Origin of the sequence: Idiomarina sp. 017G, from assembly GCF_004362265.1 — a bacterium.
Classification (GTDB): domain Bacteria; phylum Pseudomonadota; class Gammaproteobacteria; order Enterobacterales; family Alteromonadaceae; genus Idiomarina; species Idiomarina loihiensis.
Window position 1 is genome coordinate 601,386 of the sequence record NZ_SNWT01000001.1, and the last position, 17,078, is coordinate 618,463.

Genomic DNA, 17,078 nt, shown 5'->3' on the forward strand with positions numbered 1-17,078 from the left:
GTAATCGAATCTGAAGAAGTTTGCGTAACATACAGACAACCTTATTTTAACAAAATAGCTGAGTACGAATGATGGCATCATGGTTCAGGCAGTCTGTTTTTTTAATTCCGTTACTATTAATGTTGGCAGTATTTAGCAACCCAGCAGTGGCTCAGGCTCCGGTTGAGTACGTTGAAGCCAAAAATCAGCCAGTTATTAATAGCGTTGATGTACCCACCACCCTATCCGCTTTGAATAATTCGCAACTCAGTTTTGCTGTTGAAGGAAAGTTGTTGAGCCTGAATAAGGATATTGGAGACAAAGTAAGCAAAGGTGACGTACTTGCCAGTTTAGATTCGCGTCAAATTAATTCGACAATAGAGTCTTTGCAGGCTCAGGTAGACAGCGCTCAGGCCAGTCTTGCCGATGAAAGACAGCAGTTGAGCGAACTGGAAGAATTAGCTGAAACCGATTTTGTTCCAGCTAGCGATTTAAGACGCTCCCGTACCCGGGGTCAAGTTGCACGAGCGCAACTGGCAGAAACAAAGGCAATGCTAAACGAGACTGAAGTTAATCAAAACTATCATCAACTTACGGCACCATTTGACGGTGTTATTACGAGTCGCTCTGCGGATTTAGGTGAATGGTTAAGTGCTGAGCAAGTCGTGTTTCAATTAGTAGGCAGTAAGAACCAGCATGCAGATGTGTTTCTTTCGCAGTCTTACTACTCCTCTATAAACTCTGCTACTCAGGCTTCGCTCAGCTACCAAGAGACGACTATTGATGCTCGTTTAAGTCGTATTGTGCCCTTTGTTGACGGAAATGACCGCTCTTTTCAGGTTCGGCTGACGGGTGATTATCCTGAGAACTGGGTTGTAGGAATTCCATTAAGTGCTTCATTTGAGATAGATACGGGACGGGTTCAGACTTCGGTGCCGCAGGATGCGGTTGTTCGCTACAGCGACGGCAGAACCTCCGTCTGGATTGCGATAGAAAGGGACAATGAGTGGCAAGCGAAAGAACAGTCCGTTGAACTTGGCTTACGCTTCAATGGTTATGTAGAGGTGGAAAACGGTTTAGATGAAGGCGAGAGAGTCATTGTACTTGGTAACGAAGCTCTAACTGATGGTCAGGTACAAAAGCTTACGGAGTCTGCCGACTATGATTGAAGCCGTAATAAAGCATAAACATGTCACCATTGTTGCCATTTTAATACTTTGTTTACTGGGTATAACAGCAGCGATGCGCATTCCGGTACAAATGATCCCTGATTTAGAAGTCAGAACTATTTCTGTACAGACTCAATGGCCAGGGGCCACGCCGCAAGACATTGAAAAAGAGATACTGATTGAGCAGGAAGAGTTTCTTCGTACTGTCCCTAACTTACAACGTATGGAAAGCAGTGCCAGTAATGGCGAAGCAAGCATAGAACTGGACTTTCCTTTCGGAGTTGACGTTACCGAAACATTAATCCTGGTTAACAATGCGTTAAGTCAGGTACCGGATTACCCTGAAAATGTAGATGAGCCTCGTATTTTCTCCGCTTCTTTTTCCAGTAACGCGTTTATGTATTTTAGGGTTGCCCCAATTGAGGATAACCCTAAAAACATCAACATGATCATGATGCGCGATTACATTGAAGACAACGTTCGTCCAAGAATGTCTTCAGTTGCTGGCGTCTCGCAAGTGAATGTTAGTGGCGGTGCACAAAGACAAGTTCGTATCCTTATGGATAAAGACGCACTGATTCAATACAACATATCGGTTGATGATGTCAGAACCGCAATAAGCGGACGTAACCGCGATACCTCGGCCGGAGAACTGGAACAAGGCAAACGCCGATTCCTGCTGCGCACGGTTGGTCGTTTTGATTCGCTTGAAGAAATAGAAAACACCATTATCCGCAGAACCGGTGACAGTCTGGTTAGATTAAAAGATGTTGCTGATATCGACTTTAATCACTTTGAGCTGAACAGTGAGTCCTGGTTTAAAGGCCAGCAGGTACTGAGCCTTCAGGTTCAGCGTGAGCTGGGCTCTAATGTCATTGATATAAAATACGCGATGCTGGACGAAGTTGAGCGCATTAACGAAGAATTGCTGCGCCCGGCCGGTATGGAAATTACGCTAAATTCCGATGATGTTCGCTATGTCGAAAGTTCAGTTCAGAATGTACTGGTGAACTTACTGTTAGGCGCTCTGTTCGCAACTCTGGTTATGTATGGTTTGATGCGTTCAAGCCGCGCGACGTTAATTGCGGTTATCGGTATTCCAATTTGTACTCTGGCTGGTTTTCTGGGGCTGTTGCTACTGGACAGAACCATCAACGTCATTTCATTAGCTGGCATAGCATTTGCCATTGGTATGACTTTGGACAACACCATTGTGGTGTTAGAAAGTATTGAACTTGAACGACGTAAAGGACTGAACCCTAAAGATGCGGCAATTGAAGGTGTGAAACGAGTCTGGACCGCGGTGCTCACCTCTACCCTGACCACCGTCATGGTTTTCCTGCCAATTCTCTTTATTGTTCAGGAAGCCGGACAATTGTACTCCGATATCGCTATTGCCATTTCGGCATCCATTATTGCTTCGATGTTTGTTTCTGTGACCTTAGTGCCTTTACTCGCCGCTTATTTTCCTGCGCAGGCTAAAACCAAAGTGACAGACAAACTGACCAACCGAATTGAAGCAATCACTAGTCGGCTTTTGCGTTCCAAAAAGTCAAAACTCAGTACCGTTGGAGTCACGTTTGTCGCAGTGGTGGCTATTTGGTGGTTTCTAATGCCCCCCGCAGAGTACTTGCCTGAGGGGGAAGAAGCTAAAACTTTTGCCACTATGAGCGCCCCACCCGGCTATAACTTGCAAACTATGTCTGCGATTGGAGACGAAATACGTGACATTTTCGACCCGGCATTAACGACGGAAGATAATGAGGTTACTCGCTCGGGAGTCACTATTCCTTCGTTAAAAACAATGAGCTTAAGCGTCGCTCCGTCGAATATTAGAATTATTGCCGAAACCCGGGATAAAAGCCGGATAGCAATAAAGGCACAGAAGTGACACCGGAGATGCTGGATGACTTGCCACTACTTAATGTCAACGGTCGGCCTGTGGTACTGAATGCTATAAGCGATGTACGCGAGATTGTTGATACCAGTACCGTGCGCCGGGTCGATAGTCGCCGTACAGTAACCTTAAACATTATACCTCCGGAGTCAGTTGCGCTTGAGTCCGGCGTTGAGATGGTCCGTTCAGAAGTGTTAAAGCACTTACGGGATCAAGGTGATATAGCTGCTGATATTTCGACTCAGTTGTCCGGTGCGGCCGATCAGCTTGCGGAAACCCAGGCCGCACTGAGTGAAAACTACATTATTTCCATCGCTATTATTTACCTGTTGATGGTCGCAATTTTTGCCCACTGGGGGTATCCGCTACTGATAATGGCAACCATACCCATGGGGATAAGTGCGGGGATAGCCGGGCTGGCTCTTATGAATGGTGTGGGTCAGCTTTTACCTGCTATTGGGTTACAGCCTCTGAGCCAACCGTTTGACATGATCACCATGCTTGGTTGGCTTCCTCATTCTTATGGGAACCGTCATTAATAACCCCATTCTGGTCATTGAGCGGGCAATTTATCTTCGCGATAAAGAGAACTACTCACTTAAAGAGGCGGTTCAGGAAGGTTTGCTGTCGCGCGTCCGCCCGATAACCATTACAACCTTAACCACGCTATGCGGTATTGCGCCTCTGGTTTTTATACCCGGAGCCGGCACGGAATTGTATCGGGGCGTTGGTGCTATTGTGATGTTTGGTTTAATCGGCGCAGCATTAGTTACTGTGTTTACCTTGCCAGCTTTATCGGCGTTGGTACTTAAAGGGAGAAAGATCAATTCCTAGAAAAATAAACATTATTAAGCTACTTTTCTGCTGTAAAGATTTTGTAAACTGCCGATAGCCTATTACGAAAGCTTTCCGACGATTGAGTAAGGAATATTAATGAAAATCGTACAGCAGTTAAGTATCACACAGAGACTTATATCATTATTGGGTATCGCCGCTCTGGGGACTGCCCTGATGGTAGCCTTTATGATGTTCTTACTGAATAACCTGTTGGTCAAGGAAGAGAAACGTAAGCTCGATTCCGTTCTTGATACTGCTCACAGTGTGGTCAGTCATTACCACCAGCAATACCTAAACGGTAATTTGACTGAGGAAGAAGCAAAAACTAAAGCTTATACCAGTCTCGACGAGATTAGATACGAAGGCAGCGAATACATTTTCACACTGAATCGTGATGGAATTCTGGTTCAGCATCCTTTTACTAAACAATTAGTTGGTAAGGATGTAATGAGCTATGAGGATCCTGAAGGAACACGTCTTTTCCAGGAAATGGTTCGCAAAGCACGTTCGGCCAACGAAGCTACAGTAGAATACGTTTGGCAAAAAGGCAGTGATGCCAATAACCTCGTCGCGAAAGTCAGCCGGATACGAGTTTTTGAACCATGGAATATTATCCTTGGTACAGGACAGTACAGCGACAACATTACCGCTATTCTATGGCAGGAGTTTTTTAAATTAGCTGGTTTAGCCGTTGTTTTATCCGTGCCCCTGCTTTTGTTATTTGTTGTCATCATACGCAGTATCACCAGCCCTTTAAAAACCATTAATAGTGCTATGTTCGACATCGCCGAAGGCGAAGGCGATTTGACTAGACGACTGAATGAATCGGGTTCTGATGAGCTTGCCCGACTAGCAAAATCATTCAACACCTTTGTTCATAAAATTCAGCAACTTGTTCAAAGTGTGCAGGAAAGTGCCAAAAATGAGAGCGAAGCTGCAAGTCAACTGACTGAGTTATCGGGTACCAGCAGCCGTCAAAGTGATGAACTTAGCTCGCAAACAAGTTCTGTTGCGACAGCCATCACCGAACTGTCGTCCTCCGCTGCAGAAGTTGCTGATCACGCTCGTCAGGCTGCCGACTCGGCTAATACGGCAGACGAAGAAGCTGGGCGCTCAGCTATTATCGTACGAGAATCCGTTAATAATATTGAAGCACTAACCTCTGAGCTGGGTAAAGCAGGCGAAAAAGCCCGCTTACTGCAAGACGGCTCTGACAAAATAGGAAACATACTCGGCGTCATTGTTGCTATAGCAGAACAAACCAACTTACTGGCGTTAAATGCGGCTATTGAGGCTGCTCGCGCTGGCGATGCCGGACGAGGGTTTGCGGTCGTTGCCGATGAAGTTCGAACGCTGGCAACCAGAACTCAGCATTCAACGGATGAAATTTCTTCAATTGTGGAAAGTATCCAGGGTGCGATTAAAGATGTGAGCCAGATCATCAGCGATGTTGAACGTCGCTCGTCCTCTACAAACGAGGAGGCTCTGAAAGCCGAGCAAGCGATAAGTCAGATTCAGGAAGCCGTTGCGAATATATCGAGCATGAATATACAAATTGCTTCTGCGACCGACGAGCAGAGTCGGGTAACTAAAGATCTGAACGAGAATATCACTGGCATTTCCGACCTTTCTCAAGCCAATCAGGACGCTAATACACGCGTTGCTGAAGTCAGTCGGGATTTGAGTAAAAACAGTATTGATTTGAGTCAACTTGTCAGTCGGTTTAAGACAAAATAACCTTAAAAATACAGGGGATACTGGTAATCTCCCCTGTACCTTTCAACTCACAAGACGTAAAATAAATGCACTTTTACATGGATTGTGTCTGTCTGGTAAAAGTCACCTTTTTCCTGATCTTACATCACTGCGGATTTAAAAGATGAGTCAAACAATTCCACAACAACCGATCGAATATAATATGAAAGTCGTCCGGCAGTTTACTGTCATGACGATTATTTGGGGTATCGTCGGTATGTCTGTAGGCGTATTGATAGCTGCCCAGCTTGTCTGGCCAGAGCTTAACTTCAATACTCCCTGGCTAACCTACTCCCGTCTTCGCCCGCTACATACAAACGCTGTTATTTTCGCGTTTGGTACCAGCGCTCTTTTTGCCACTTCTTACTATGTTGTTCAGAAAACGTGTAGAGTGAGCTTGTTCTCAGACAAGTTGGCAGCTTTCACTTTCTGGGGGTGGCAGGCCGTTATAGTGGCAGCAGTTATTACTCTGCCTATGGGTCTTACCAGCACGAAAGAATACGCTGAGCTTGAGTGGCCTATCGACATTTTAATTACTGTCGTTTGGGTGGCTTACTTAATCGTCTTCTTCGGCACACTGGCTATTCGTAAAACATCACACATTTATGTGGCTAACTGGTTCTACGGTGGTTTCATTATCGTTATCGCCATGCTGCATATTGTGAATAGCTTCGCTTTACCAGTGTCGTTTATGAAGTCTTATTCAATCTATTCAGGTGCTGTCGATGCCATGGTTCAATGGTGGTACGGGCATAACGCGGTAGGTTTCCTACTGACCGCGGGCTTCCTGGGTATGATGTATTACTTTGTACCGAAGCAAGCTGAGCGCCCTGTTTACTCTTACCGCTTGTCGGTTGTTCACTTCTGGGCACTTATTTCCTTATACATATGGGCCGGACCTCACCATTTACACTATACCGCGTTACCAGACTGGACTCAGTCGGTCGGTATGGTCATGTCTGTTATCCTGTTCGTGCCTTCATGGGGCGGCATGATTAACGGTATCATGACATTATCTGGTGCATGGCATAAGCTACGAACCGACCCAATTTTGCGTTTCTTAATTGTTTCTCTGTCATTCTACGGCATGTCGACTTTCGAAGGCCCGATGATGGCAATCAAATCAGTGAACGCACTTTCTCACTATACTGACTGGACTGTGGGTCACGTACACTCAGGTGCTTTAGGCTGGGTTGCTATGATCACTATCGGTTCCATGTACTACCTGGTACCTCGCCTGTTTAACCAGAAAGAAATTCACAGCATTAAGCTGGTGAACGTTCATTTCTGGCTGCACACTATTGGCGTTGTTTTCTACATCGTCTCAATGTGGATTTCAGGTGTGATGCAAGGTCTTATGTGGCGTGCGACAAACTCTGACGGAACCTTAACTTACAGTTTCGTAGAGAGTGTTCAGGCATCATACCCATTCTGGACAGGCCGTTTTATCGGTGGTGTTTTCATTGTAATTGGTATGTTGCTGATGGCTTATAACTGTTATCAGACAATTCGTGCCGGCCGTCGTGAGACAGCTGCAGGCAACGTCGTACAAACTGCCTGAGGGAGAGAATAATGAGTCGTTTTAAACACGAATTTGTTGAAAAGAACTTAGGTTGGTTGTCAATTTTAATGATCATTGCGGTTTCAATCGGTGGGTTAGTAGAAATTACTCCCCTACTGTTTCAAAATCAGACCAATGAACCCATAAAAGGTTTGCAGCCATACACCGCGTTAGAGCTTGAAGGTCGCGATATTTATATGCGCGAAGGTTGTAACAACTGCCACAGCCAGATGATTCGTCCATTCCGTGCAGAAACGGAACGTTACGGACACTATTCATTAGCTGGCGAGCACGTTTGGGAATTCCCTCACCTTTGGGGTTCTAAGCGTACGGGTCCTGATCTGGCACGTGTGGGTGACCGTTACAGCGATGAATGGCATCACGTTCATTTAATGAACCCTCGTAATGTGGTTCCTGAATCTAATATGCCAGCGTTCCCTTGGCTTGCAGAAAACACGCTAACGGGTGAATACACAGCTAAGAAGATGGAAGTTATGCGTACATTGGGCGTTCCTTACGAAGACGAGGACATCGCCGATGCAAAAGAAGCCGTTCAGGGTAAAACTGAAATGGAGGCTCTTATCGCTTACTTACAATCGCTTGGCACAACGCTACAGCAGGCTGATAAGTAATGGATTACGGAACTTGGCGCGGCGTGTTCAGCCTGATCATACTGGCAATTTTTATTGCCATCGTGGCCTGGGCGTTCAGTCGCCGTACAAAAAAGCAATTTGATGATGCGGCTAATTCTATATTTGAGGACGAGTCATCAATAGATAACAGCGACAAACCGGAGTCGAAGAAAGATGAGTAGCTTCTGGAGTGCATGGATAATTGTTTTAACGCTGGCCACCTTAGTGGTATTAATTTGGCTACTGCGCTGGAACATGAAAAATTACACTCACATCGAAGAAGGTCAGGAAATGGACCACGAATTCGATGGGATTGTAGAATTAAACAACCCTCTTCCTAAATGGTGGACCTATTTGTTCTGGGCCTGCTTTGTATGGGGCTTTATATACCTGGCTCTATACCCAGGGCTTGGGAACTTTAACGGACTGCTTGGCTGGAAAAGCTCAAATCAGGATATTCAGTCCTTAGAAGAGTCTCGCCAAGCAATGGAAGAAGCCCATGAAAAAGGGATGATTGTTGAGTATGACCGTGCCGTTCGTGCTGCGGAAGAAAAGTATGGCCCTATTTTTGCGGCATTTGCAGAGCAGCCAATTGAAGAGCTGGCAAAAAATGAAGATGCGCTAGATGTTGGTCAACGTTTGTTCCTGCAAAACTGTGCGCAGTGTCATGGCTCGAACGCTATGGGTGGTCAAGGCTTCCCTAACCTGACTGACGACGACTGGCTATATGGTGGTGAACCAAGCAATATAAAAACCACCTTGCGTGAAGGGCGTCAGGGCAATATGCCAGCATTTGGTGAGCAGTTCAGCGGTAAAGAAATTAATGAACTAGCGAACTATGTCGCCAGCTTAAGTGGTCGTGAACGTGATGCCGATTTAGTCGAAGCTGGCAAAGCAAACTTCGCAGTTTGTAGTGCGTGTCACGGAGCTGATGGCAAAGGTAACCAGCAGCTCGGCGCGCCAAACTTAACTGATGACGTCTGGCTTTACGGTGGTTCAATTAATAAAATTGAAGAAACTCTGAAGCATGGTCGTAACGGTGTTATGCCCAAGTGGAAAAACATTCTGGGTGAAGATAAAATTCACGTTATTTCAGCTTATGTCTACAGCTTATCTAACGACGAATAAAACCTAGTAAACACAGCCCCGCTACGGCGGGGCTTTTTGTATGAGGTCTCATTATGATTCAACCCTGGTATAAGCAGTTCTGGCCATGGTTTCTTATTTCCCTCCCCGTTACTGTCATGATCGTCTGTGGCGTTATTATTTATCTGTCCGTATCTCAGGGCGGTGTTTCCATGGTGGTTGATGACTACTACAAACGCGGCAAAACCATCAACGCAATTATCGAGCATGTTGAAGAAGCACAACGCCGTAATATCTCTTTTGAGTTTACTGCTGATAAAGGCCTGTTTACTCTTAAATATGCTTCTGGCCAGCCGGAAGAGCTGTCTGCTCTACGAGTGTTTTTTATTCACGCTACACAAGATGAAAAAGACTTTACCCGCATGTTGACGGTTGCTTCAGATGGTACCTATCGAGCAGATATTCCTGAAGAGATAGAGGGCAAGTGGACCATAACCGTTGAGCCTTTTAATGAAGTCTGGAAAGTAAGCGAAAAATATCAACTACCAAAATCCGAGTTGACTAAACTTCGTCCGTTATTATACGGAGTTTGATTGAATGGAATGTTTTCACTGCCTGCAGCCGGTTCCCAAAGGGGTTAATCTTGCTGTTGAGTACAAAGGTTCTGAGAAACCGGTCTGTTGTGCTGGATGTCAAGCTGTGGCACAAACCATCATTCAGCACAACCTGCACGCTTATTACGAACACAGAGACACATCTCAATTACAGGACTCTCCCGTTCTTCCTGAAGAATTAAATGATTTAGATCTCTACGACAACCCTGACTTACAAAAAGAGTTTGTAAGGCATGAGGGAGCCGACACCGAGCTGGCAACTCTCACCGTAGAGAACATTACCTGTGGCGCCTGTGGCTGGCTAATTGAACGTGAGCTATTGCGCCTTAAAGGTATACAAAAAGCGGTGGTTAATGTTACCAGCCGCCGGGTTCAGGTTAGCTGGTCTCCTGCTCAATTAAAACTAAGCGATATTTTAAGAGTTTTAGCCAATATTGGATACAAGGCTCTGCCATTCCAGCCCAATGAAGCCGAGCAACAATATGCAAGGCAGCGAAAGAGTTATATCCGTCGATTAGGCGTAGCGGGCATTGCTACTATGCAGGTTATGATGATTGCCTTTGGCCTGTATTTCGGCGTTGTCAGCGACTTATCACCTGACTTACAACGCTTTCTCTGGAGCGTCAGTCTGGTTTTCGCGACCCCTGTTATTCTTTATAGCGCACAACCTTTTTATGCAGGTGCCCTAAGAGCTTTACAGGCATCGCGTTTGAACATGGACATTCCCGTCAGTATCGCCTTATTAGGCGCCTACAGTGCCAGTGTGTACGCGACAATAACCAATACGGGTGAGGTTTATTTCGAATCCATATCCATGTTTACTTTCTTCTTGTTGACGGGCCGTTTTTTGGAGTTACTGGCAAAAGAACGAGCATTAAAATTTGCCACTAACCGTCTGACCTTACTGCCTAAGCTGGCTAACCGTGAAACTCCCGAGGGCTATGAATCCGTTGCTATTAAATTGCTGGAAACCGGTGACATTATTCGTGTGAAAGCCGGTGAAACTATTCCTGCAGACGGTGAATTACTGAATAAGCAAGCTCAGGTTGATGAAAGCTTGTTGACCGGAGAAAGCCTGCCCAGATCAAAAAAACTTGGAGACGCGGTTATTGCCGGCAGTATTAATCAACACTCTCCAATACGGATAAAAGTAACAGCAACCGCTCAGCAAACAGTTTTGGCCGGCATTATCGCAATGCAGGATTCTGCTTTAGCGGTTAAACCCAAGGCACAGCAAGTTATCGATAAACTGGCGGGCTATTTCATTGCTGCAATTTTAACCGTTGCAGTTATTACCTATTTTAGCTGGTGGTGGATCCAGCCAGATCATGCTTTGTGGGTTACTTTGGCTGTTTTAGTTGCCACCTGCCCTTGCGCTTTGTCTCTCGCGGCACCGACAGCATTAACTGGCATCATTCATCGACTAAACAGAGATGGTATTTTATTAAAAGGCTCGGATGTCCTTGAGTCCGTTAAACACCTTGATAAAGTGTGTCTGGATAAAACCGGTACCCTAACGGAGGGAAAGTTTCGGCTGGTTGAGCGAAATGACTACATAGACTCTAACACCGTTGATGAACTGATTAGCGGACTGGAGCTTTTTTCCGAACACCCTCTTTCGGTTCCTTTAAGCCAGCTGTCGGACACCCCAGCGTCATTTCAGGATGTCACTAACGAGATGGGTTTTGGCCTGCAAGGAGAATTCAACGGTCAGTCATATCGCGCAGGTAGTGAAACTTACATTCAGCAGTGGCATCCGGAGTTTAAAGCGACTAACAAGCACCAGGTCGTCATTGCCAGTAAAGAACGCATCCTGGCCGAGTTCAGAGTGGAAGATCAAATAAGAGAAGATGCTGCTAAAACCATTAACTGGTTAAAAAACAACGGTTATCAACCCATTATTCTAAGCGGAGATAGCGAATCAAGAGTTCAGTCTCTGGCTCATGAACTGGGTATCCCTGAATATCACAGTGCCTTGAAACCATCAGAAAAGCTTGCTTTTGTCACAGCTCAACAAGAAGCTGGGCATACGGTCTGGATGGTCGGCGACGGCATTAATGACAGCCCGGTTCTGGCAAAAGCCGACCTTTCAATGACGTTTTCTCAAGCATCTGATTTAGCGCAAACGGCAGCCGATGTTGTGTTGATGTCTGAATCCCTGAATCAAATTAAAGTGGTAATAGAAAGCGCTCTCAAAACACGCCAGATTATGAAACAGAATTTCATTTGGGCATTGGTGTATAATGTTTCTGTATTACCTGTAGCTGCTATCGGTATGATTGCTCCCTGGGCAGCAGCACTTGGTATGTCGCTTAGTTCTCTTCTGGTAATAGGAAACTCCCTAAGGTTGTATCGAAAATGAGTGTAATTTACGCATTAATTCCCATCGCTATAATTTTCGTTATTATCGCTGTTGCGGTCTTTTTCTGGGCGGTACGCTCCGACCAGTTTGAGGACATTGAACGCCAGGGACTCAATATTCTGATGGACGACGAAGATAATACCAATAACGCAGATGATGAATCCGATAAACCCAAGCGCTGATTTAGTTACAGCCTTTTTGATGGGGCTGGCCGGTGCCGGGCATTGCTTAATGATGTGCGGGGGCATTGCCAGTGCCATGGGCATTAATACCCGCCCCTACCATGTCTGGCTATATAACTTAGGCCGGGTTTGTTCCTATATGTTTATTGGAGCTTTGGTCGGGGGAGCTATTGGCTTGTTTGCTCCGGAAGGTGGTTATACAACAATCATTCTTCGCTGGTTAGCTGTTGCTTTTCTCCTCTTGCTCGGACTGTATTTTACCGGATGGTTTTCAGGATTGGTGTATCTGGAAAAGTCAGCACGTCCAATTTGGCAGAAAATACAGCCTCTGGCCGCAAAACTCAGAAACAAGCCTGGTATTTTTGCCACCTTCTTTGCCGGGGCTTTATGGGGCTGGTTACCCTGCGGCATGGTCTATAGTGCCCTCAGCTGGGCAGCTTTAAGTGGCTCAGCTAGCGGTGGAGCGCTAACCATGGCTGCTTTTGGTCTGGGAACCTTGCCAGCAATGATAGCCGCCGGACATTTCAGTCAATTTTTGCACCGCTTTTTACGCGCCCAGGGCGTGCGTACAGCTATGGGTGTTTTGCTAATAATCTATGCTTTATGGAGCATGTTGACCTTAATCAAACCTTTTTTCCAATAAAGCCTGCAAAGCGTTCTGCTTTCGTCTAATCTTAACAATGAACATAGATTAACTACGAGGTCAGTATGGACGCATTCCGTCATATTTTAGTTGTTATAGACGCTGCAGATGAGCAGCACAAAGCATTAAAACGCGCTTTACATATGGCTAGATTGAGCGATGCCAGATTAACGCTGTTTTTGTCTATTTATGACTTTTCTTACGAAATGACAACCATGCTATCCAGTGAGGAACGCGACGTTATGCGTTCAAATCTTATAGCGGACAGAAGAGCCTGGTTAACCGACGTATTGAGCGAATTTGATACCGATTCGGTTCGCATTGATATTGATGTGGTCTGGCATAACCGACCTTTTGAAGCCATTATTAAAGAAGCGATAAAACACAAGCACGACCTTATAATAAAAGGTACTCAGGTCAGTGCCAGCTTCCAGAATTTAATTTTCACACCAACTGACTGGCACTTGTTACGAAAAGCTCCCTGCCCGGTTTTGCTGGTTAAAGAACATGAGTGGCCAAGCCACGGGCAGATCATTGCTGCCGTTCATACCGGTTCTGAAGAAGAACATCACCAACAGTTAAATAAACGTATTATTGAACACGCGCAGTCCATGAGCAAAGTACTGAATGCAAGTGTGCACCTGGTCAATGCTTACCCCAGCGCTCCGGTTAACGTAGCGGTGGAGATTCCTGAATTTGATGTCAGCGAATACAGCGATGCACTCGAGCAGCACCACGTGAACCGTATGGCCGCGCTGGGACGTGATTACGGCATTTCCAGCCACTACCAGCATTTGTCGCAAGGTTTGCCGGAACAGGTTATTCCCGAAGCAGCAAAACAACTCGATGCGGAATTGGTGGTATTAGGCACCATTGGCCGCACGGGGTTAAGCGCCGCCTTATTAGGTAACACAGCTGAACACGTACTGGACCAGTTAAATTGTGACGTGCTGGCAATTAAACCAGAAGACTTTGTCAGTCCCCTCGCTTGAGTTTAATGCCTCAGGTATAATCCGGCTCCTCAGAACTTCCAGATGACACAGGTTGCAGGAGCCACTATGGCCAGTGAAAATAAATACAGTTTCAACAAGCTACAGAAACGTATTCGTCGCGATGCGGGAAAAGCCATACAAGATTTCGGCATGATTGAAGACGGCGATCATATTATGGTGTGTCTGTCAGGCGGCAAAGACAGTTACACTTTGCTGGACACCCTTCTCTATCTGCAAAAAGTTGCTCCTGTTCGCTTTTCTCTGGTTGCGGTCAACCTGGATCAAAAGCAACCCGGGTTTCCGGAGCATGTGCTTCCGGCCTATCTGGATAAGCTTGGTGTTGACTACAAAATTGTTGAAGAAGACACCTACAGCATCGTAAAAGACAAAATTCCCGAAGGAAAAACAACCTGTTCGTTATGTTCCCGTCTTAGACGAGGCATTTTGTATCGCACAGCGAAAGAGTTAAAAGCGACTAAAATAGCTCTGGGTCATCATCGCGATGACATGATTGAAACCCTTTTTCTGAATATGTTTCACGGTGGCAAGTTAAAGTCTATGCCGCCAAAATTGGCCAGTGACAATGGTGAGCATGTAGTTATTCGCCCTTTGGCTTATGCCCGTGAAAAGGATATAGAACAATACTCAGCTGCAATGGAGTTTCCTATTATCCCTTGTAACTTATGCGGCTCTCAGGAAAACCTGCAAAGAAAACAAATAAAGCAAATGCTTAACGGGTGGGACAAACAATTTCCGGGCAGAATTGAAAGCTTATTTACGGCAATGCAAAACGTTGTACCCTCACATTTGGCCGACAGTGCCCTGTTTGATTTTAAGGCCGTTACCGCAGACGGCGTTGCTGATGAAAATGGCGATAAAGCTTTTGATACTGACAGCTTTACTTCAAACTTTGAAACTGAAGAGAGTCCTGTTTTTGCCAGCAATATTCCCATCAAACATTTGGCCTAAACCAGATACAAAAAGAGGCTCTGAATTGAGCCTCTCTTATGTTTTGCCAATATAATTTCGCTTAAACTTTACTCTGGCTGCGGAACTTCCGGCGTATTCAATTCCTCGCTGACTCGTTTCACAATGGGTCGATTGATACGAATCATTGCGCGGAGTTCATCAATATACTCTTCTCCTCGTTCAGAGTAGCTTGATAAGCCGGTAATTAAATCTCTTGCCAGTATGTCCTCGTTATCCAGGCGTTTTTGCTCTCGCAGCAAACGTAAATCCAGATAAGCACCATGAGTGTTAATATTACGCATGTAACTTTTTACTGAAGCGTTGACCGAATCAAATTGCGCAACTTCATGGCGTCCATCTTCATCTCTGCCAGTTGGAATTAAGCCGCAGCCTTTGGAATAACACCATTGACCAAATAAGTTCAGGCCTTTACGTGAAAACCTGGACGTTCCCCAGCCCGATTCATTTGCAGCCTGAACAAGTACCATCATTTCCGGAATAATATCGATGCGGCGTTTTAGCAAGCCAAATAAATTTTCATCAATTGCAATGTCGTCTTCCAGACGGTAATACTCAATCCAGTCCGCTAGCTGTTTTTTATCAGCCTCAGTTAACTCATTGTTTTTAAAACGCTCGTAAGTTGCTTTAAGGTAAGCCCTGTCATGCAATATACGTATATTTTCAGCTTCTACCATAGGCAGTAAAAAGCGAAAAAACTCTTCTTTCTTTTCCGTAACATCGGTCATCGACATAAAGTCAGGTAAATCTCTATGCACAGGCACGTCAGGAATGGCCGGTAAATGAGCTGTAACCGATTGCTCCGGAGTTTCTATTTCAGTTTCTTTAATAAGCCACGGCAACAGTAATGCCGCTACGCTCAGTACAATAAATAGTAGTATGGTTAATAATCGCATGTATTCCTCAGGCTGAAATATTTTCAGACGAACTGTCTTTTTTGGGTTTCTCAATAACTGTTACGCCAATGACTTCTCTATAGACCACTCCAATAAGGTTATAAATCATTGGTAACATCCAGATAAGTCCTAGCCCGAAGGGGATAATGGCCAGAAGTAACAAGCCCGCAAGAATCAAAAATAACAAGATAAATTTAGGCAGCTTGAAATGGATAATTTTTATTGAATAGTACAAGGCGTTTAACGGGCCAACTCCTCGCTCAATAACTAATGGCATGGCGAGTGTCAAAATAACCGTAATATAAAGTTGCGCCAAAATAGAAATATTTGGATGAATCAACCCAAATAATTGACTGGCTACGATGCTTAACAAAGTACTTATTAGAGCGACAGCAATTAAAGGGAACATCACATTGAAACCGTTAAAAACATCTGCGCTTTTTGTGCCAATACCGACGCTGTGCTTGATACCCATTAACATCAAGCCACCTAATAAAGGAGCGCTGATTACAGCTTGTATAATGCTGGAAAAGTACTGAAGTTTTATTGATGTTTGCAGGCTCTCAATCGAAAACACGTTCATCAAAATGAGTACCATTACCACATTAATACCCAGTAAAACCAAAAAGCCACCAATTAACGGGGTCAAGTTTGATTTGGTAATGTTAAAAGCCTGTTCAAAAACTTGCCGCAACGACAGCTGATAGTTTCCTTTAAGCGATTCAACTAATGAACCACCAATTATTACTTTGTTATCATCCACAGAAATTCCCACACTTTTTTGATCAGTAAGATAAACTAGCGCCCGATATACTAGAGTATCCTCTGGTACGATCCAATTTAAATCGACAGAACAATCTGAGGCAGTCATGAAATCGCAGACAAAACGACCGGCAAACCCCAAGTTGGTTTTACTGAACAAGCCTTACGGCGTTTTATCTCAGTTTACCGGAGAAGAAGGCGACCAGACTTTAAAGCCGTTCATTCCCCATAACGACGTTTACCCCGCCGGACGTCTTGATAAAGACAGCGAAGGGTTGTTGTTGCTAACCAATGACGGCGTTTATCAGGCTCGCCTTGCTAACCCTAAGTACAAAGTCTGGAAAACCTATTGGGTGCAGGTAGAAGGTGACCCAAGCGAAGAGCAGTTAGAGCAATTAAGGAACGGTGTCGAGTTAAACGACGGAATGACCCGCCCAGCTGAAGCCTTCGTTATGCCTGAACCAATGAACTTATGGCCACGAAACCCTCCCGTTCGTGAGCGCAAAAGCGTTCCTGACAGCTGGCTTTGCCTTAAAATACGTGAAGGCAAAAACCGCCAGGTTCGCCGTATGACAGCGCATGTTGGGTTACCTACCCTTCGCCTGATACGGGCCGCTGTGGGTCCTTTTCAGTTAAAAACAATGCAGCCCGGCGAATGGCGTTCAGAGCCACCAGTTTGGTAACTTCCTGAGCTACCCTCGTGCGCGCTAAAATGATAGAATGC

General features: G+C 45.3%; 18 protein-coding genes. 16 read left to right on the plus strand and 2 right to left on the minus strand.

The window, feature by feature from the left end; genetic code table 11:
• Positions 1 to 68 precede the first annotated feature (68 nt).
• The 15 genes from DEU30_RS02990 (at position 69) to ttcA (ending at position 14,678) form a co-directional block, all read left to right on the plus strand.
• Positions 69 to 1,148 (plus strand): efflux RND transporter periplasmic adaptor subunit, encoded by a 1,080-nt coding sequence (locus DEU30_RS02990; protein ID WP_114981318.1) that lies wholly within the window; start codon positions 69 to 71, stop codon positions 1,146 to 1,148.
• Positions 1,141 to 3,039: an efflux RND transporter permease subunit gene (locus tag DEU30_RS02995; protein ID WP_243734114.1), complete on the plus strand. Its 1,899-nt coding sequence runs from the start codon at positions 1,141 to 1,143 to the stop codon at positions 3,037 to 3,039. The genes DEU30_RS02990 and DEU30_RS02995 overlap by 8 nt, the downstream gene beginning before the upstream one ends.
• Positions 3,036 to 3,584: an efflux RND transporter permease subunit gene (locus DEU30_RS13760; protein ID WP_347813346.1), complete on the plus strand. Its 549-nt coding sequence runs from the start codon at positions 3,036 to 3,038 to the stop codon at positions 3,582 to 3,584. Before DEU30_RS02995 ends, DEU30_RS13760 begins: the two co-directional genes overlap by 4 nt.
• Positions 3,568 to 3,879 carry an efflux RND transporter permease subunit gene (locus DEU30_RS13765; RefSeq protein WP_347813347.1) on the plus strand — a complete coding sequence of 104 codons (312 nt, stop codon included), beginning with the start codon at positions 3,568 to 3,570 and terminating at the stop codon, positions 3,877 to 3,879. The genes DEU30_RS13760 and DEU30_RS13765 overlap by 17 nt, the downstream gene beginning before the upstream one ends.
• 99 nt (positions 3,880 to 3,978) lie before the next feature.
• Positions 3,979 to 5,619 carry a methyl-accepting chemotaxis protein gene (locus DEU30_RS03000; protein WP_114981317.1) on the plus strand — a complete coding sequence of 547 codons (1,641 nt, stop codon included), beginning with the start codon at positions 3,979 to 3,981 and terminating at the stop codon, positions 5,617 to 5,619.
• Between the two features lie 142 nt (positions 5,620 to 5,761).
• On the plus strand, positions 5,762 to 7,198 hold the full coding sequence (gene ccoN, locus DEU30_RS03005; RefSeq protein WP_011234543.1) for a cytochrome-c oxidase, cbb3-type subunit I: 1,437 nt from the start codon (positions 5,762 to 5,764) through the stop codon (positions 7,196 to 7,198).
• 11 nt (positions 7,199 to 7,209) lie between these two features.
• Positions 7,210 to 7,830, plus strand: a complete 621-nt coding sequence (ccoO, locus tag DEU30_RS03010; protein ID WP_114981316.1) for a cytochrome-c oxidase, cbb3-type subunit II — start codon at positions 7,210 to 7,212, stop codon at positions 7,828 to 7,830.
• On the plus strand, positions 7,830 to 8,012 hold the full coding sequence (locus tag DEU30_RS03015; protein WP_011234545.1) for a cbb3-type cytochrome c oxidase subunit 3: 183 nt from the start codon (positions 7,830 to 7,832) through the stop codon (positions 8,010 to 8,012). The genes ccoO and DEU30_RS03015 overlap by 1 nt, the downstream gene beginning before the upstream one ends.
• On the plus strand, positions 8,005 to 8,958 hold the full coding sequence (gene ccoP, locus DEU30_RS03020; protein ID WP_114981315.1) for a cytochrome-c oxidase, cbb3-type subunit III: 954 nt from the start codon (positions 8,005 to 8,007) through the stop codon (positions 8,956 to 8,958). The genes DEU30_RS03015 and ccoP overlap by 8 nt, the downstream gene beginning before the upstream one ends.
• A gap of 53 nt (positions 8,959 to 9,011) precedes the next feature.
• Entirely contained in the window at positions 9,012 to 9,509 is a 498-nt protein-coding gene (locus DEU30_RS03025; RefSeq protein WP_011234547.1) for a FixH family protein, read from the plus strand.
• Positions 9,510 to 9,513: 4 nt separating this feature from the next.
• A complete protein-coding gene (locus DEU30_RS03030; RefSeq protein WP_114981314.1) occupies positions 9,514 to 11,892 on the plus strand; it encodes a heavy metal translocating P-type ATPase metal-binding domain-containing protein in 2,379 nt (792 codons plus the stop codon).
• Positions 11,889 to 12,074, plus strand: coding sequence for a cbb3-type cytochrome oxidase assembly protein CcoS (gene ccoS / locus DEU30_RS03035; protein ID WP_114981313.1), 186 nt, complete (start codon positions 11,889 to 11,891; stop codon positions 12,072 to 12,074). Before DEU30_RS03030 ends, ccoS begins: the two co-directional genes overlap by 4 nt.
• Positions 12,046 to 12,717: a sulfite exporter TauE/SafE family protein gene (locus DEU30_RS03040; protein ID WP_227016294.1), complete on the plus strand. Its 672-nt coding sequence runs from the start codon at positions 12,046 to 12,048 to the stop codon at positions 12,715 to 12,717. The genes ccoS and DEU30_RS03040 overlap by 29 nt, the downstream gene beginning before the upstream one ends.
• Positions 12,718 to 12,782: 65 nt before the next feature.
• Entirely contained in the window at positions 12,783 to 13,709 is a 927-nt protein-coding gene (gene uspE, locus DEU30_RS03045) for a universal stress protein UspE (protein WP_011234551.1), read from the plus strand.
• A gap of 66 nt (positions 13,710 to 13,775) precedes the next feature.
• The gene (gene ttcA, locus DEU30_RS03050; protein ID WP_110013130.1) at positions 13,776 to 14,678 is read left to right on the plus strand and encodes a tRNA 2-thiocytidine(32) synthetase TtcA; all 903 of its coding nucleotides are present in this window, start codon (positions 13,776 to 13,778) and stop codon (positions 14,676 to 14,678) included.
• A 68-nt stretch (positions 14,679 to 14,746) separates the two neighbouring features.
• On the opposite strand, the gene DEU30_RS03055 is transcribed toward ttcA, so the two are convergent.
• Complete coding sequence (locus DEU30_RS03055) at positions 14,747 to 15,592, minus strand: glucosaminidase domain-containing protein (RefSeq protein ID WP_114981311.1); 846 nt, start codon at positions 15,590 to 15,592, stop codon at positions 14,747 to 14,749.
• Between the two features lie 7 nt (positions 15,593 to 15,599).
• Positions 15,600 to 16,355, minus strand: coding sequence for a hypothetical protein (locus tag DEU30_RS03060; RefSeq protein WP_110013131.1), 756 nt, complete (start codon positions 16,353 to 16,355; stop codon positions 15,600 to 15,602).
• 106 nt (positions 16,356 to 16,461) lie between these two features.
• On the opposite strand from DEU30_RS03060, the gene DEU30_RS03065 reads away from it, so the two are divergent.
• Positions 16,462 to 17,037 carry a pseudouridine synthase gene (locus tag DEU30_RS03065; protein WP_011234555.1) on the plus strand — a complete coding sequence of 192 codons (576 nt, stop codon included), beginning with the start codon at positions 16,462 to 16,464 and terminating at the stop codon, positions 17,035 to 17,037.
• Positions 17,038 to 17,078 lie beyond the last annotated feature (41 nt).

Bases quoted from the DNA above. Each gene is read 5' to 3' on its own strand.
- DEU30_RS02990 (WP_114981318.1), top strand. From the start codon at position 69: ATGATGGCATCATGGTTCAGGCAGTCTGTTTTTTTAATTCCGTTACTA.
- DEU30_RS02995 (WP_243734114.1), top strand. From the start codon at position 1,141: ATGATTGAAGCCGTAATAAAGCATAAACATGTCACCATTGTTGCCATT.
- DEU30_RS13765 (WP_347813347.1), top strand. From the start codon at position 3,568: ATGGGAACCGTCATTAATAACCCCATTCTGGTCATTGAGCGGGCAATT.
- DEU30_RS03000 (WP_114981317.1), top strand. From the start codon at position 3,979: ATGAAAATCGTACAGCAGTTAAGTATCACACAGAGACTTATATCATTA.
- ccoN (WP_011234543.1), top strand. From the start codon at position 5,762: ATGAGTCAAACAATTCCACAACAACCGATCGAATATAATATGAAAGTC.
- ccoO (WP_114981316.1), top strand. From the start codon at position 7,210: ATGAGTCGTTTTAAACACGAATTTGTTGAAAAGAACTTAGGTTGGTTG.
- DEU30_RS03015 (WP_011234545.1), top strand. From the start codon at position 7,830: ATGGATTACGGAACTTGGCGCGGCGTGTTCAGCCTGATCATACTGGCA.
- ccoP (WP_114981315.1), top strand. From the start codon at position 8,005: ATGAGTAGCTTCTGGAGTGCATGGATAATTGTTTTAACGCTGGCCACC.
- DEU30_RS03025 (WP_011234547.1), top strand. From the start codon at position 9,012: ATGATTCAACCCTGGTATAAGCAGTTCTGGCCATGGTTTCTTATTTCC.
- DEU30_RS03030 (WP_114981314.1), top strand. From the start codon at position 9,514: ATGGAATGTTTTCACTGCCTGCAGCCGGTTCCCAAAGGGGTTAATCTT.
- ccoS (WP_114981313.1), top strand. From the start codon at position 11,889: ATGAGTGTAATTTACGCATTAATTCCCATCGCTATAATTTTCGTTATT.
- DEU30_RS03040 (WP_227016294.1), top strand. From the start codon at position 12,046: ATGATGAATCCGATAAACCCAAGCGCTGATTTAGTTACAGCCTTTTTG.
- uspE (WP_011234551.1), top strand. From the start codon at position 12,783: ATGGACGCATTCCGTCATATTTTAGTTGTTATAGACGCTGCAGATGAG.
- ttcA (WP_110013130.1), top strand. From the start codon at position 13,776: ATGGCCAGTGAAAATAAATACAGTTTCAACAAGCTACAGAAACGTATT.
- DEU30_RS03055 (WP_114981311.1), bottom strand. From the start codon at position 15,592: ATGCGATTATTAACCATACTACTATTTATTGTACTGAGCGTAGCGGCA.
- DEU30_RS03065 (WP_011234555.1), top strand. From the start codon at position 16,462: ATGAAATCGCAGACAAAACGACCGGCAAACCCCAAGTTGGTTTTACTG.